We start from the raw sequence: 14676 nt of genomic DNA, 5'->3' as shown, positions 1-14676 counted from the left end.
TCGATCACTGATCAGTCCCTGCCCCGACGGCTTCACCCCTCACTTCACCTCTCACTTCACCGCACCCGCCGAGAGCCCGGTGACCAGATGCCGCTGGACCAGCATGAATCCGATGAGCACCGGCAGGGACACCACCACGGAGGCCGCCATCAGCTGGTTCCAGTAGACGTCGGTCTGCGAGGCGTAGGCCCGCAGCCCGATCGCCAGGGTACGGGTGTCCGCATTGGTCATCACCGAGGCGAAGAGCACCTCGCCCCAGGCGGTGATGAAACAGTAGACCGACACGGCGATGATTCCCGGCCTGGCCACCGGCAGCACCACCCGGATCAGGGCACCCATGCGGCCGGTCCCGTCGATCATGGCCGCCTCCTCCAGATCCTTGGGGATGGAGGCGAAGAACCCGCTGAGCATCCAGATCGCGAACGGCAGCGAGAACGTCATGTAGGTCAGGATCAGCCCCAGATACGACCCGTTGAGCTGGATGCCGACGGTGCGCTGGATCTGCGTGAAGATCAGGAACAGCGGCAGCAGGAACAGGATCCCCGGGAACATCTGGGTGGAGAGCACCATCATGGAGAAGGTGCGGGCCCCCTTGAAGGGGAACCGGGACAGCGCGTAGGCGCCCAGCACCGCCAGCACCACGGAGAAGATCGTCGCGGTGACCACCACGATCAGGCTGTTGACGAAGTAATGCGCCAGCGGCACCGTCGTCCAGATGTCCATATAGGGCTGCAGCGTGATCCGGGAGGGCAGCCAGCTGAACACCCCGCGGACGTCCTCCAGGGGCTTCACGCTGGTCACGAGAATCACGTAGAGCGGCAGCACGACGATCGCGGTGAGGAAAGTCAGCCCCACGGCGCGCAGAATCTTGAATCCGCGGGTCTCAATCATGGAGCGCCTTCCCCTTCGGCATGACCAGCTTGATGTAGAACGCCGAGGCGATCACCAACGCCACCAGCAGCAGCACGCTCATCGCGCCGCCGACGCCGAAGTTCCAGTAGTTGAACGACTGCTCGTAGATCAGCGGTGAGATCAGCGTGGCCTCCGGAGGCGACGCCGGACCGAACAGCACATACGGAATGTTGAACTGGTTGAAGATCCACAGCGAGAGGATCAGCAGCATGACCACGTTGGCCTGCCGGATCATCGGCAGGGTGATTGTGGTGAACTGCTTCCACAGGCTCGCCCCATCCAAGGCGGCGGCCTCGTAGACGTCGTCGGGGATGTTCTGCAGCGCCGCCAGCAGCATCAGGAAGGCGAAGGGCCAGAACTGCCACACCGTGACCACCACGGTTACCCAGAAGGCGTTGCCGCCCAGCAGCCAGAACGGGCCCTCGTCCAGGATCCCCAGATCTTGGACCAGGATTCGGTTGATGACGCCGTCGCGCTGGTTGAACATGAACGCCCAGGCGATCGCCCCGACGTACTGCGGCAGGGCGTACGGAGTCAGGAACAGCGTCCTCAGGAACCCGCGCCCCTTGACCTTGGAGGTCAGCAGCACCGCGGCGAACATGCCCAGCGCCCACGCGGCCCCCACGCTGATCAGCGTGTAGACCACGGTGCGCAGCAGGGCGGCGTAGAACTGGCTGCCGATCGGTCCGTCCGGATCCAGCCCGGTGACGAAGTTCTCCAGGCCGACGAACGGCGCCTGCAGCCAGTTGCCGATGGTGAACTGATTCAGCCCCAAGAAGGCGATGTAGACGCCCAGCGCCATCGGGATGATGTGGATCAGCAGTTCCATCACGCTGGCTGGTGCGATCAGCGCGTAGGGGAAGAGCCGGTCCCGACGGCCCGCCCCTGCGGTCTGCACCACCTGCCCGGCCACCTTGGCCTGCGCGCGGCGCTGATTCCTCTCGGAAGGGGTCAGCTTCCCATTGTGCCGGGCGGAGGCGGCGTCATCGACAGACCGCTCCCGCTCCGGCGGCTCCTTGACCTTCGGCTCGACTGGCATCCTGGTCCTCCGTCACATCTGCGACTCGGCCGTGGCCAAGGCCTCACGCACGTCGTCCTCGGTCACCTCGCCACCCTGGGCCACATCGGCGAGGAGGTCCCGGATGGCCGTGCCGACCACTGTCTCCATCTGGCTCTCCGAGGGGTACAGCGGCATCGGCTGGGCGTGGTCCTCCAGGATCTGCTGCTTGAGCTGGATCTCTTCGGACTGGAAGGCCTCGTCCTCATAGAGGTCGGAGACCACCGGCAGCGCGGTGAACTCCTGGTTGAGGTACGTCAGCTCCTCGTCGCTGGTCATGTGGGCGACGAAGGCCACGGCGGCATCGATGTTGTCCGAGTTCTCGAAGACGCTGATGTTGATCCCCGCCACGTGGGACTGGGTGGCCTCCAGCCCGGTGGCGTCGACGTCGAGCATCGGCATCTCTGCCGCGGCGTAGCCGTCGAAGTCCCGGTTGGAGAACACATTGCCGGGCGCCTGGTCGAAGACCATCGCCGCCTGGCCGCTCGCGACCTGCTCCACCGACTCCGCGCCGTTGACCAGCTCGGCGTCGGAGGGCGAGACCACGCCGTCCTCCCCCATCAGCTGGACCCATTCTTCGACTCCGGCGACGACGGCGTCGTTGGTGAAGTCCGGCTCGCCGTCCTCGTCATAGAGCTCACCGCCGTGCTGCAGGCCGCGGATGAACGCCGCGTGTGCGTTGTTCGAGATGCTGGCACCGGCGAGGGTGAAGCCCCACTGGTCGATGCTGCCGTCGTCGTCGGTGTCCTGAGTGAGCTCCTGGGCGACATCGACGAACTCCTCCCAGGTGCCCGGAGGCTCCTCGATGCCGTTCTCTTCGAAGATCTCGGTGTTGTAGTAGAGGGAGTAGCTCAGCGCGTAGAGCGGAACCGAGGTGGGGGTCTCACCCTCCGCGCCGCCGGTGGCCCAGCTGGAGCCGATGAAACGCTCTTCGCCTCCGATGGCCTCCAGCACCTCGCCCTCCCATTCGAGGAAGGCGCCCGTCGCCTGCATCGAGGCCGCCCAGGTGTTGCCGATGTTCAGCACATCGGGGCCGTCTCCTGAGGAGACCGCCGTGAGGATGCGGTTCTGCAGGTCGTTCCAGGGGATGACCTCCAGCTCGACCTCCACACCGGTCTCCTCGGTGAAACGCTCGATGGTCTCGGAGAGGACCTGCTCGTCCTCCGTGACGGAATCGCCCTGGTTGGAAGCCCAGTAGGTGATGGACCCGGAGATGTTCTCGGTGTCCACATCCTCGGCAGGACTGGAGCCGCAGGCTGCCAGGGTGCCCGCGGCCAACACGGCCAGGGGCAGAGTGGTCACACGGCGGACGGTGCCGCCGCGGGCGGCGAGGCGATCGGTGGTGGCCATGACAAGGGTCCCTTCATCAAACGGTGAGAGTGGTGAGTGAAGATCAGATCAATGGGTCGGCCGGGTGGGGTCCCAGTCGATGTCGAGCGGCTCCGAGACCTCCACAGTGCTGGCGACCTCGACGAACTGTCCGGACTCGACCGCCTCCGCGATGGAGACCATGGCGTCGAGCACATGCAGCGCCAAGTCACCCGGGACACGCTCCCGGCGGTCGGCTCTGATCGCCTGCGCCAGCTCGGCGACGCCGGTGCCACGGGTGTGGAAGGAGCCCTGTGGGGAGATGACCTCAGGCTCGGCACCACCGGTGTGCAGCGTCGTCTCGCCGTCGAAGACGTTGGGATCAGGCAGCACGGCAGTGCCCTCGCTGCCGGCGATCTCCACGAAGCCCGCCCGCGGAAGCTGAGAGTCGAAGCTGAAGACCGACTGGGCGCTGGCTCCGGACTCGAATTCGATGAGCGCGCTGACATGGGTGGGGACCTCGACGGGAAACTCGGTCCCGGCTTTGGGACCCGAGCCGATCACCCGGGTGGCTCGCGCCTGGGAGCCGGTGGCGGCCACCCGACGGATCGGACCGAAGAACTGGACCAGGGTGGTCAGGTAGTACGGGCCGATGTCGAAGAGCGGGCCCGCGCCGCGGGCGAAGAGGAACTCCGGGCTGGGGTGCCAGGACTCCGGTCCGGGCACCTGGAAGAGGGTCAGCGCGGTCAGCGGGGTGCCGATCGCCCCGCTGCGGACCGTGCGCAGCGCCGTCTGCAGCCCTGCCCCCAGGAAGGTGTCGGGGGCGACGGCGATCCGCACCCCCGCCTGTTCGGCGGCCTGCCTGAGCTGATGCCCGGACTCGCGGTCCAGGGCGTAGGGCTTCTCGCTCCAGACGTGCTTGCCGGCCCGCACCGCCTGCAGCGCCACCTCCACATGCACTGCCGGGATGGTCAGGTTGACGACGATCTCGATGTCCTCCCGCGCCAGCAGCTCCGCATAGGAGCCGGAGTCCGGCACACCCCAGGCCTCGGCCTGCTCGGCCGCGCGGGCCGTGTCCAGGTCAGCGATGAACGCCACTGCGAGGTCGGGAAAGGCCGTGAGGTTCTTCAGGTACTCGTTGCTGATCACTCCGGCGCCGACGATGCCGACGCCGATCCGGCCGCCGGCCGAGGGGGTCTGCTTCGGCGCCTCGGAGGCGGTGATTCCGGTGCTGGTGCTGGGGGCCATGCGGTTCTCCTGGTCTGGGATCATCAGGCGGGCTTCTTCGGGCGGGTCGTCCCGGCGGGATCGATCAGCTGCTGGTCAGATGGGAGTGGCTGGCGGCGACGGCGTCGAAGATCTCTCCGGAGAAGTCGTCCAGCTCCACCACCGGCAGGGCCCGCGGCGCGGCGGCGAGGATCTCCTGGATCGGCATGCTGCCGGCGCCGACGGCCACCTGGTCCGTGTTCACCTTGGTCTTCGGTCCGTCCTTGACGTGGATCGCCACGACGCGCTCACCCAGGCGACGCAGCAGCTCGGGAGCGGACTCCCCACCGACCTCGGCCCAGTACGTATCGACCTCCAGGTCGACGGCGTCGCCCACGGCCTCGGCGAAGACCTCCAGGGCAGAGGTCCCGGCGATCCGGCTCTCCAGTTCGAAGGCGTGGTTGTGATAGCCCACGCGCAGTCCCTGCTCGGCGGCCCGCGCGGAGGCTTCCTGGAGCTCGGCGGCCACGGCTTCCACTCCTTCACGGGTCGTCCACCGTGCCGGATCGATCATCGGGTCGATGACTGTGCCGACGCCCAGGCGACGGGCGGCGCTGAAGACCGCGTCCAGGTCAGCTCCGGCGAGCTTGACGTGGGCCGTGGGCGCGGAGAGGTCCAGGCGGTCCAACGGCTCAGCAAGCCGATCGGCGAAGTCGACGAGGCCGAACGGCTCCACCTGGCGAAATCCGATGGAGGCGAGGCGCTCGAGAGCGGACGCGGGGTCGGCCTCGAGGCTTCCCCTGACGGTGTAGAGCTGGATGGACAGATTGCGCACTGGCGTCGTGCTCCTTCAGGCTGATTCGGGGAAGACTCGGACTGCGGGCCGGACGGGCGGGTCTTGAGAGCACCGCCACAGACTGTGAGGCCTGTCACGTCGTCCGACAGTGATCACAGTAGACCCACTTCTGGCGGAGGTCAACATAACTCTGCCGTTAATCGCCACTCAACGCATGGATGGCAGTGGAAGTATGGTTCACTGGTATCCATGCACGTGGCCAGAAGCACCAATGCGCTCGGTGGAACAGGAGCCAGCGACCTCTTTCAGCTGTTGCGCGATGGCGTGCCCAAGAGCCGCACCGAACTCGCTGCACTGACGGGGCTGGCCCGCTCCACAGTCAATGATCGGCTCTCCGCCCTGGCGCAGCTGGGCCTCATCGGGCCCGCCACCGCCGGCGCCTCCACCGGAGGCCGCCCTCCACGGCGCGTGGCGCTGCTGCCCGATGCCAGGCTCGCACTCGCCGTCGACCTCGGGGCCAGCCACGTCCGGCTGGCCGTGGTGAACCTGCTCAACGCCCAGCTGAACACCTACGAGGAGCCCCTGGACATCGCCTCCGGACCCGAGGCCGTGCTGACGCAGGTCATGCGGCGGGCCGACGAGCTGCTCGTCGAGCTCTCCCGGAGCCGCGAGGACGTGATGGCGGTGGGCATCGGGCTGCCGGGGCCGGTGCACTTCGAGACAGGCCGCCCCGCCCGCCCTCCGATCATGCCCGGCTGGGACGGCTTCGACGTCCCCGGATGGTTCCATCAGCACCTCGCCGCACCGGTGCTGGTGGACAACGACGTCAACCTCATGGCCCTGGGTGAGCACAGCAGGCTGGCCCGGCCGGTGGAGCACTTCCTGTTCGTGAAGGTCGCCACCGGCATCGGCGCCGGCATCATCTCCGGGGGACGTCTGCAGCGCGGCGCGCAGGGCATCGCCGGTGACATCGGCCATGTCCGTGTCCGCTCCGGCGACGGCGTCTACTGCCACTGCGGCAACGAAGGCTGCCTCGAGGCGGTGGCCTCCGGCTCACGGCTGGCGGACCGACTGCGCCGTGCCGGCCGACAGGACGTGATCGGGGGCCGTGACGTGGTCAGCCTCGTGGACTCCGGAGATCTGGAGGCCATCCGCGCAGTGCGGCAGGCCGGACGCGACCTCGGCGAAGTCCTCGCCGCGAGCATCAGCTTCCTGAACCCCGAGGTGATCGCCGTGGGCGGGCGGATGGCCGGCGCCGGGGAGCACCTGCTGGCCGGTGTCCGCGAGGTCGTCTATCAACGAGCGATGCCGTTGGCGACCCAACGCCTGGACATCCACACCGCCACGCAGTCACGGAACGCCGGCCTGCTGGGCGCCAGTCTGCTGGCGCTGCACCACGCCCTCTCGCCAGAGGGCATCGACGCGCTGGCGGAGGCGAAGCCGGCTGAGACGACTCCAGCCGAGACGACACCGGCCTGAGCCGGACCCCGACCGCTACGAGAACAGGCGTATGGGATTCACGATGTCGGCGTATATCAGCAGCAGACCCATGGCCAGCAGCAGCGCGGCGACCACATAGGTCAGCGGCAGCAGCCGGGAGATGTCGAAGGGGCCCGGGTCCGGGCGCCCGAGGAGCTTCGCCAGACGCCGACGCAGCGCCTCGTAGAGGGCCCCGGCCACGTGGCCGCCGTCCAGCGGCAGCAGCGGGATCAGGTTGAAGATCATCAGAGCCACGTTGACCCCGGCGATCAGCGAGATCAGCGAGGCGAAGCGAGACTCCAGGGGAACCTCATCGAGGGCGGAGAGCTCCCCGGCGATCCGACCGACCCCGACCACGCTCAGCGGCCCGTCTGGGTCGCGTTCGGCCTCGGTGAAGGTGGAGACGGCGACGTCATAGAGCCGCACCGGCAGGTTGGCGACGACGCCGAGCACCGCCTGTGACTGCTGCCAGACCAGCGGCCCGGCCTCCCAGACGGGCTGCTGGACGAGCTCCTGCTCCGCGCCCATCCCGATGAATCCGACCGGTTCGGTGACCAGGGAGCCGTCCCCGGAGCGCTCGGCCCGTCCGAGGCCGTCCAGCACCGGACGCTCGGTGAGGATCGGCGTCAGGGTGGTGGTGTGCCGCTCTCCGGCGCGCAGATACTCCACCTGGGTCGAGGATCCCGCCGAGTCACGGATCAGACCCGTCAACTCGTCCCAGTCCTGGACCTCCTGACCCCCGTAGGCGACGATCTCGTCCCCGGGGCGCAGCCCTGCCTCGTAGGCCGGGGCGGCGGGGTCATCCTCGCTGCATTCGGTCTGCCCGGCATCGGCCGCCTCGGCCGAGACCACGCACTCGTAGACCTCACGCACCTGGGTGTTCGGCTCGGCGGTTCCATGGAAGGAGATCATCCCGGCGGTGAGCACCAGGGCGATGAGACCATTCATGGCGGGCCCGCCGAGCATCACGACGATCCGCTTCCAGACCGGCAGGCGGAAGAACATGCGGTCCTCGTCGCCGGGGCGCAGGTCCTCCGCCGCACCCTCGCGCGCCTCGGCGGACATCTGCTGGAACAACCCGGTGGACTGCGAGCTGACCGTCCGCACCGGGGTGTCCCGCTCCTCCGAGCCGGAGGTCGGCTGCCCGGGCTGCTCGGGCTGCCCGTACTGGGCCCCGATCTCCCGCAGATACGGGTCCGTAGGCCCGGGGTCGGGATCCTCCCGGCCCGCGCCGGCGTCCTCGGCGCCGCCAGGCTCCCCGCCGGCGCCGTCCTGCTCCGGAGGCGGATACATCCCGATCATCGCCACGTAGCCGCCCAGCGGCACCGCCTTGACCCCGTACTCGGTCTCCCCGCGGCGGGTCGACCACAGCGTGGGGCCGAAGCCGACCATGTACTGGGTCACCCGCACCTTGAACAGTTTCGCCGGGAGCAGGTGGCCGATCTCATGCAGGGCGATGGAGAAGATGATCCCCACCGCGACGATGAGGATTCCGGCGGTCATCAGCAGCGCCGTCATGCCTGCCCCTCCATCACGTCGTCCTGGATCGTCTTCGACGCGCCGGCTCCTGCGCCGGGACTCGACACGGACGCAGCCGCGATGAGCTCATCAGCTCGGGACCGAGCCTCCTGCTCGGCACCGAGCACCTCCTCCAGGCTGGGCGGACCCACGCCGCCGTCGTGGTGCGCGAGCACGCGCTCCACAGTGGGCAGGATGTCGGTGAAGCGCAGCGCACCCTCGTGGAAGGCGTCCACCGCCTGCTCGTTGGCGGCGTTGTAGACCGCCATATGCGTCGCCGAGGCCGCACAGGCCTGCTTGGCCAGGCGCACGGCGGGGAAGGCGTCGTCGTCGAGCGGCTCGAAGTCCCAGCTCATCGCCTGCGTCCAGTCCACAGGAGCGTCCACCTGCGGCAGCCGCTCCGGCCAGGACAGCCCCAGGGCGATGGGCACATACATCCGTGGGGGTCCGGCCTGCGCGATCGTGGAACCATCCTGGAACTCCACCAGGGAATGGATGATCTGCTGCGGATGGACCACTGCCGTGATGTCTGCCAGCGGGACGTCGAAGAGCAGGTGAGCCTCGATGACCTCCAGAGCCTTGTTGACCATGGTGGCTGAGTTGGTGGTGACCACACGTCCCATGGCGAAGTTCGGATGACGCAGAGCCTGGGCCGGGGTGACCTCCTGCAGCTGCTCAGCACCCCATCCCCGGAACGGCCCGCCCGAGGCCGTGACGATCAGCCGGCGCACCTCGCTGCGTCCGGTCACCGAAGCCGCAGACAGGCCTCGCTCATGCCGGCCGGAGCCCAGCGCCTGCGCCAGTGCAGAATGCTCGGAGTCCACCGGCACCACCTGGCCGGGGCGGCGCAGGGCCGCGGCCACCAGGGCGCCGCCCACCACCAGCGACTCCTTGTTGGCCAGGGCCAGGGTGGCTCCGGAGGCCAGGGCCGCCAGCGTCGGGCGAAGCCCGATGGATCCGGTCATGCCGTTGAGCACGACATCGGCCCCCAGCTGCCCGGCGCAGGTCACCGCAGCCTCGGCACCGGAGAGGACCTCGACCGGATGGGACACACCGGCGGCGCGCAGCGCCTCAGCAAGCGGAGGATGGTCCGGGTTGGCGGCGGTGCCGCCGTCGACGGCGATCCCCACGGCCCGTGCGCCGGTGGCGCGCACCTGCTCGGCCAGCAGCCTGGTGTTGGCCCCGGCGGCGAGACCGACCACCTCGAAGCGACCCGGGTTGGCCGCGATGACCTCCAGCGCCTGGGTGCCGATGGACCCCGTGGAGCCCAGCAGCACCACCCGGCGCACGGTCTCCGGACTCGCGGCGAAGTCGCCGTCGTCGCTGCGCCGGACCGCATCGGGCACAGCGGCACTGGACTCGGGCGATGAGGGAGCGGCTGAAGGGTGGGACGACATGCGCCCCATTATCCCGGCCTGAGCTGGATATCCCGGAATCCGCCCCGCTGGCTCCCTGCCGGCTCCCCGCCCGATGAGACCTGATGCACGTCCGGCGCAGATCTGCCGGTACCCTGGACGCACTGCACCTGTCCCCACCTTCGGCCGCGCGGCCGACGACGAGGAGCCACATGATGATCACGCTGCGGGAAGTACAGCCGAGCGATCTGGACCAGTTCTTCCAGTTCCAGCAGGACGCCGACGCCGCCCACATGGCCGGCTTCGCCTCCACGAACCCGTCTGACCGTGGCGTCTTCGATCACCACTGGGGAGAGCTGCTGAACTCTGCCGACGCCATCGTGCGCACGATCGACTTCGAGGGGCAGCCGATCGGCTCCATCGCCGCCTTCGAGGACGAGGGCGCCCGCGAGATCATGTTCTGGACCGACAAGCAGTTCTGGGGCCGAGGCGTCACCACCGAAGCTGTTTCGAAGTTCCTCCAGGACTTCCCGCAGCGTCCGGTGCGGGCCCGCGTGGTGGTGGACAACGTCGGCACGCTGAAGATCCTCGAGTCCCTGGGGTTCACCGAGGTGGGCGAGGAGTCCAGCTTCTCCAACGTGCGCGCCCAGGTGGTCCAGGAGAAGATCCTCCAGCTCAGCTGACCCTGACGACGCGATGTCAGCGCGCCTGATGGTCCAGGGCCCGCGCTCCACGCAGCGGAGAGAGCCCGACGATCAGCGCCGCCAGGATGAACACCACCACTGAGACCCAGAGCGTCTCCCGCAGGCCCAGCAGTCCTGCGGCCACTCCTCCTGCCAGTGCCCCGAGGGCCGCGCAGCCCCGGTTGGCCGTCCGCATGGTGGAGCTCATCCTTCCCAGCATGGCACGCGGGGTCACGGCCTGCTGGTACCCGGCCTCCGCAGGATCCTCCACCCCCATCGCGAGACCGTAGAGCATCTTCGCCGCAGCCAGCAGCGCCACCGAGCCCGCCGAGGCATCGGGCACCAGAGTCATCGCGACCCAGGCCAGCGGCATCACGCCTCGCCCCAGCAGGATCGTGCTGCCCTCGCCCAGCCTCCGGACGATGCGCGGGGCCGCCAGCGCACCGGCGAGTCCCCCGACTCCGGCGCAGGCCAGGACCGCCCCGTACTGCACCGGGGACAGCCCCAGGTGACGCAGCGCATAGATCGCGAAGACGGTCATCGCCGCGCTGTTGGCGAGGAACCACACGTGCGTGGAGACCGCCAGCGGCGCCAGCGTCCGGTGCCGGTACACGAACGCCACTCCCTGCCCCATCGACGACATCAGGCCCCGCCGCGGCAGGACCCCGGGCCCCTGCACCGGAGCGTGCTGTTCAGGAGTGCTCCGCTCCGGGGTGTGTCGCTCCGATTCAGGGGCACCGGCTTCAGTGACATCGAAGCGGACCGTGGCCATCAGCACTGCCGAGGCCAGCCTCGAGAAGGCGGTGACGAGCAGCGCCAGCGGTGCACCCGCCCAGGCCACCAGCGCACCGCCGACGGCGGGCCCGGACGTCTGAGCGACGGTCCGTGACTGTCCGATCCGCGCGTTGGCCAGCACCAGCTGTTCTCGACCGACCAGGTCCGGAATCGAGGACTGCTCGGCGGCCAGGCTGAACACTCCGCAGACCCCGACCAGGAACAGCATCGCCGCCGCCGTCGCCAGCGTCAGGTGCCCCAGCGCCCACAGCACAGGAATCGCCAGCAGCCCCACCCCTGCCGCGGCGTGCGAGACCACCAGCACGGGTCTGCGCCGCCACCGGTCCACCAGCGCTCCGGCCAGCAGACCGACCAGCAGGTATGGCAGGAACTGCACAGCCCGCAGCATCCCCACCTCGGCCTCGGAGGCCTCCAGGACCTGCACCACCAGCACGTCGACGGCCACCACGGTGATGCTGAGCCCGCAGGCCGTGACCGCGTCGGCGGTGAAGAATCGCGCGAACGAGGGTCTGCGGAGCGGCTCGGCGGGCGTCGGCCCCATCTGTGGCCGCGGGACACGTGGCACCTCAGCTGCGTCAGACACTCCGGGATGTCCTTCGCTCGGTTCTCTCATCGAACGTCCAGCTCCTCCCCGCTGCCGCACGCCGAGGGCCCCCGACCTGCGCCGACGTGCTCGATCATCCTTGCACAGCACAGTGACCCGCATCACTGGCAAGCGCTTTCCTGCGGTAGACTCAGAGATCATGACATCACTTCGCTGGGGAATCATGGCCACCGGAGGCATCGCCCGCGCCTTCGCCGACGACCTGCACACTGCGGATCTGACGGTCAGCGCGGTCGCCTCCCGGAGCCAGGCCTCGGCGGAGACCTTCGCCCGTCAGCACGGGGTCCCCCGGGCCCATGGCTCCTACCGGGCGCTGGCCGAGGACCCGGAGATCGACATCATCTATGTGGCCACGCCACACCCGTACCACGCCGAACACGCGCGGCTGGCGCTGGAGAACGGCAAGCACGCCCTGGTCGAGAAGCCCTTCACACTGAACCGTCCCCAGGCCGAAGCGCTCCGCGACCTCGCCAGAGAGCGCGGACTGCTCGTCATGGAGGCCATGTGGACCCGGCACCTGCCGCATATGACCAGGATCCGCGAGCTGGTCCACGGCGGTGCCATCGGCGAGGTGCGCGCCGTCTCAGCCGACCACACCCAGCGCCTGTCGAGCGAACCCGAGCATCGGATCAACGACCTGGCACTGGGCGGAGGGGCGCTGCTGGACCTCGCCGTCTACCCGATCTCCTTCGCCTGGGACCTGCTGGGCGCACCCAGCTCCGTCACCGCGCAGGCTCGGTTCGGCGAGACCGGAGCCGACACCGAGGTGGCCACGATCATGCAGCACGCCCAGGGCGCGCTGTCGACGTCGCTGTCCTCCTCCCGCGGAGCCGGGCCCAACACCGCCCACATCATCGGCTCCGAAGGCCGCCTCGACATCGACCGGATCTGGTACACCGCAGCGAGCTTCACCGTCTCGACCCCGGAGGGCAGAGTGGTGGAACGTTTCCAGCCGGAGATCATCGGCCGGGGCATGCACCTTCAGGTGCGTGCGGCAGAACGCTACATCCAGCAGGGAGAGCTCGACGGCGACGTGCTGACCCTCGACGACTCGGTGGGCATCATGGGGACCCTTGACGAAGTGCGTGCACAGATCGGCCTGCGCTACCCCGGCGAGGCCTGAGCCCTCAGCGCGCACCTCAGCTTCCGCAGACCGGCCCCGTCACTCGCCGGCCGTGGCCCTCGACCGTCCGGTATTCGTCGGCACCGGGATCACCCCTCGACGCCGCGCGCCACAGCCTCCTGGTACGCGGCATCGAGCCGCTCGAGCACGGAGAGGGCCGACCGAGGGCCACCTGCCGGATCAGCCAATGGCTGGCCAACCGCTTCTGTCGCCCCGCCCCCGCGCAGGTGGCGACCACGCAGCTCCTCCATGAACTCCTCCCACAGCGCAGGTCCGCCCTCCTCGAGGAGCCTGGCGCGGACGCTGAGCTCTGCAGACGCCGGCTGATGCCTCCTGCCCCAGGCACCGAGCTGGACGAGCACGGGCACCAGCTGAATGCCGGCCTCCGTGAGGCTGTAGATCCGACGCTGCCGATGCGTGGGGTCCTGCGCGCGGGTCAGCACCCCTGCGGCGAGCAGGCGTTTGAGCCGATCGCCGAGGATGTTGGAGGCGATGCCCTCCTCGGACTCCTCGAGCAGGCGTCGGTAGTGCCGCCGATCACCGAAGATGACGTCACGGATGATGATCAGCGACCAGCTGTCTCCCAGCACTTCGACGGTGAGGTTGATGGGGCAGGCGGAGCGGTGCCTTGCCGGCTGGGTGGCGGCCATGCGCGGAAACCTCGCTCTCGACGGACGGAACTGCTTGCATTCTACACCTGGTCATGCTGGGATAGGCCCTACCAGATGCAGAACGCAATCAGTCTCGGACGAGCTCTCCCGGAGGATTTCATGGATCCCACGCCACCGGACACCGTAGGAAAGGCCTCCCGAGCATTCGCCGAGTCCCTGGCCGCACGGCGTCCCGACGAAGCGGCCCAACCCCGCGCACGGCATGTCTTCGCGTTCCTGTTCTCCTCCCTCGACGGCTGCTTCGAGGGGCCCAACCACGAACTGGACTGGGCACTGAACGACGCCGAGTTCTTCGCCTGGAACAGGAATCAGTACCGTCAGGTCGGCGCGCTGGTGCTCGGACGCCGCACCTACGAGCATTTCGCCGAGTTCTGGACCTCCCCGTCCGCACGGGAGAACATGCCCGACGTGGCCACGTTCATGACCTCCGTGCCGAAGCTGGTCGTCACCAGAGACCCGGCATCCCTGCCGCCATGGACCGGGACGCGGCACTCAGACGGCCGTGACCTGCCAAGCGATCTCGCGCGCCTCGGTGCGGAGGTCACCGGGGACGTCGCCGTCTTCGGCAGCTCCGACCTGACCTCCTCACTCCTCGAACAGGGTCTCGTCGACGAGCTGCGGGTCCTCGTCCATCCGGTCCTCCTGGGCCGGGGGAACCGCCTGTTCACCACTCTGCCGCAGCGCATCGAGCTGCAGGCCGGACCCACGACGGCGTTCCGCTCCGGCAACGTCCTGCTGACCTACCGCCCGCCTAGAGACCCCTGACAGCCCCCGCAGGGTCACCGACAGATCACCGAGAGGACATCATGACCGAGCGCACCGCCACCCACCTGCTGATCCACCGATTCGTCCCCGGCACCGGGCCCCAGGAAGGCACCGAGGAGCTCCACGAGGAGATGCAGGCCTGGGAAGCCCTGGACACCGAGCTCCGACGCAGCGGACACCTCGTCGCCGGCTATGCCCTCGGCGAGCAGACCGTCCGACTGGGCGCGGGGACCGACGACGTCGCGGAGGCTCCCGACCCGCAGAAGCCCCAGGGCCGGAGCATCGTCTTCGCCGTGCACGTCATCGCCGCTGCCGACGAGGCCGAGGCCCATGCGATCGCTGAGCGCATGCCCCACCTGGAGTACGGGTCCACCGAGGTCCGCCCGATGATGCAGGGATGAGGC

14 protein-coding genes are annotated in these 14676 nt (G+C 68.8%); 5 read left to right on the top strand and 9 right to left on the bottom strand.

What is annotated here, in order from left to right; genetic code table 11:
- Nucleotides 1–51: 51 nt before the first annotated feature.
- The 5 genes from HNR09_RS12470 to HNR09_RS12450 all read right to left on the bottom strand — a co-directional run bounded on the left by HNR09_RS12470 (nucleotide 52) and on the right by HNR09_RS12450 (nucleotide 5318).
- Nucleotides 52–891 (bottom strand): carbohydrate ABC transporter permease, encoded by an 840-nt coding sequence (locus HNR09_RS12470; RefSeq protein ID WP_179542337.1) that lies wholly within the window; start codon nucleotides 889–891, stop codon nucleotides 52–54.
- Nucleotides 884–1951: a carbohydrate ABC transporter permease gene (locus tag HNR09_RS12465; RefSeq protein WP_179542336.1), complete on the bottom strand. Its 1068-nt coding sequence runs from the start codon at nucleotides 1949–1951 to the stop codon at nucleotides 884–886. The genes HNR09_RS12470 and HNR09_RS12465 overlap by 8 nt, the downstream gene beginning before the upstream one ends.
- A 12-nt stretch (nucleotides 1952–1963) precedes the next feature.
- Complete coding sequence (locus HNR09_RS12460) at nucleotides 1964–3319, bottom strand: ABC transporter substrate-binding protein (protein WP_179542335.1); 1356 nt, start codon at nucleotides 3317–3319, stop codon at nucleotides 1964–1966.
- A gap of 48 nt (nucleotides 3320–3367) precedes the next feature.
- A complete protein-coding gene (locus HNR09_RS12455; protein ID WP_179542334.1) occupies nucleotides 3368–4525 on the bottom strand; it encodes a Gfo/Idh/MocA family protein in 1158 nt (385 codons plus the stop codon).
- 64 nt (nucleotides 4526–4589) lie between these two features.
- Entirely contained in the window at nucleotides 4590–5318 is a 729-nt protein-coding gene (locus tag HNR09_RS12450; RefSeq protein ID WP_179542333.1) for a TIM barrel protein, read from the bottom strand.
- A gap of 210 nt (nucleotides 5319–5528) precedes the next feature.
- Here HNR09_RS12450 and HNR09_RS12445 point away from each other — a divergent pair, with 210 nt between their 5' ends.
- Nucleotides 5529–6758, top strand: coding sequence for an ROK family transcriptional regulator (locus HNR09_RS12445; protein ID WP_179542332.1), 1230 nt, complete (start codon nucleotides 5529–5531; stop codon nucleotides 6756–6758).
- Between the two features lie 15 nt (nucleotides 6759–6773).
- On the opposite strand, the gene HNR09_RS12440 is transcribed toward HNR09_RS12445, so the two are convergent.
- Entirely contained in the window at nucleotides 6774–8276 is a 1503-nt protein-coding gene (locus HNR09_RS12440) for a M50 family metallopeptidase (protein ID WP_179542331.1), read from the bottom strand.
- Nucleotides 8273–9673, bottom strand: a complete 1401-nt coding sequence (dxr, locus tag HNR09_RS12435) for a 1-deoxy-D-xylulose-5-phosphate reductoisomerase (RefSeq protein ID WP_179542330.1) — start codon at nucleotides 9671–9673, stop codon at nucleotides 8273–8275. Before dxr ends, HNR09_RS12440 begins: the two co-directional genes overlap by 4 nt.
- Nucleotides 9674–9843: 170 nt before the next feature.
- Here dxr and HNR09_RS12430 point away from each other — a divergent pair, with 170 nt between their 5' ends.
- The gene (locus tag HNR09_RS12430) at nucleotides 9844–10314 is read left to right on the top strand and encodes a GNAT family N-acetyltransferase (RefSeq protein ID WP_246348824.1); all 471 of its coding nucleotides are present in this window, start codon (nucleotides 9844–9846) and stop codon (nucleotides 10312–10314) included.
- A gap of 16 nt (nucleotides 10315–10330) precedes the next feature.
- Here HNR09_RS12430 and HNR09_RS12425 read toward each other — a convergent pair whose 3' ends face one another.
- Complete coding sequence (locus HNR09_RS12425) at nucleotides 10331–11692, bottom strand: MFS transporter (protein ID WP_343047541.1); 1362 nt, start codon at nucleotides 11690–11692, stop codon at nucleotides 10331–10333.
- 160 nt (nucleotides 11693–11852) lie between these two features.
- Between HNR09_RS12425 and HNR09_RS12420 the strand changes: the two genes are divergently transcribed.
- A complete protein-coding gene (locus HNR09_RS12420; RefSeq protein ID WP_179542329.1) occupies nucleotides 11853–12836 on the top strand; it encodes a Gfo/Idh/MocA family protein in 984 nt (327 codons plus the stop codon).
- A gap of 89 nt (nucleotides 12837–12925) precedes the next feature.
- Here HNR09_RS12420 and HNR09_RS12415 read toward each other — a convergent pair whose 3' ends face one another.
- Complete coding sequence (locus tag HNR09_RS12415; RefSeq protein WP_179542328.1) at nucleotides 12926–13486, bottom strand: winged helix-turn-helix transcriptional regulator; 561 nt, start codon at nucleotides 13484–13486, stop codon at nucleotides 12926–12928.
- Nucleotides 13487–13606: 120 nt separating this feature from the next.
- On the opposite strand from HNR09_RS12415, the gene HNR09_RS12410 reads away from it, so the two are divergent.
- Together HNR09_RS12410 and HNR09_RS12405 are read left to right on the top strand one after the other, a co-directional pair.
- Nucleotides 13607–14272 carry a dihydrofolate reductase family protein gene (locus tag HNR09_RS12410; protein ID WP_179542327.1) on the top strand — a complete coding sequence of 222 codons (666 nt, stop codon included), beginning with the start codon at nucleotides 13607–13609 and terminating at the stop codon, nucleotides 14270–14272.
- 41 nt (nucleotides 14273–14313) lie between these two features.
- Nucleotides 14314–14673, top strand: a complete 360-nt coding sequence (locus HNR09_RS12405; protein ID WP_179542326.1) for a YciI family protein — start codon at nucleotides 14314–14316, stop codon at nucleotides 14671–14673.
- The last annotated feature ends 3 nt before the right edge of the window (nucleotides 14674–14676 follow it).

This window comes from Nesterenkonia xinjiangensis, assembly GCF_013410745.1.
GTDB lineage: Bacteria > Actinomycetota > Actinomycetes > Actinomycetales > Micrococcaceae > Nesterenkonia > Nesterenkonia xinjiangensis.
Note: the sequence above shows the minus strand (reverse complement) of the source record. Positions and strands in the feature narration are given on the sequence as shown.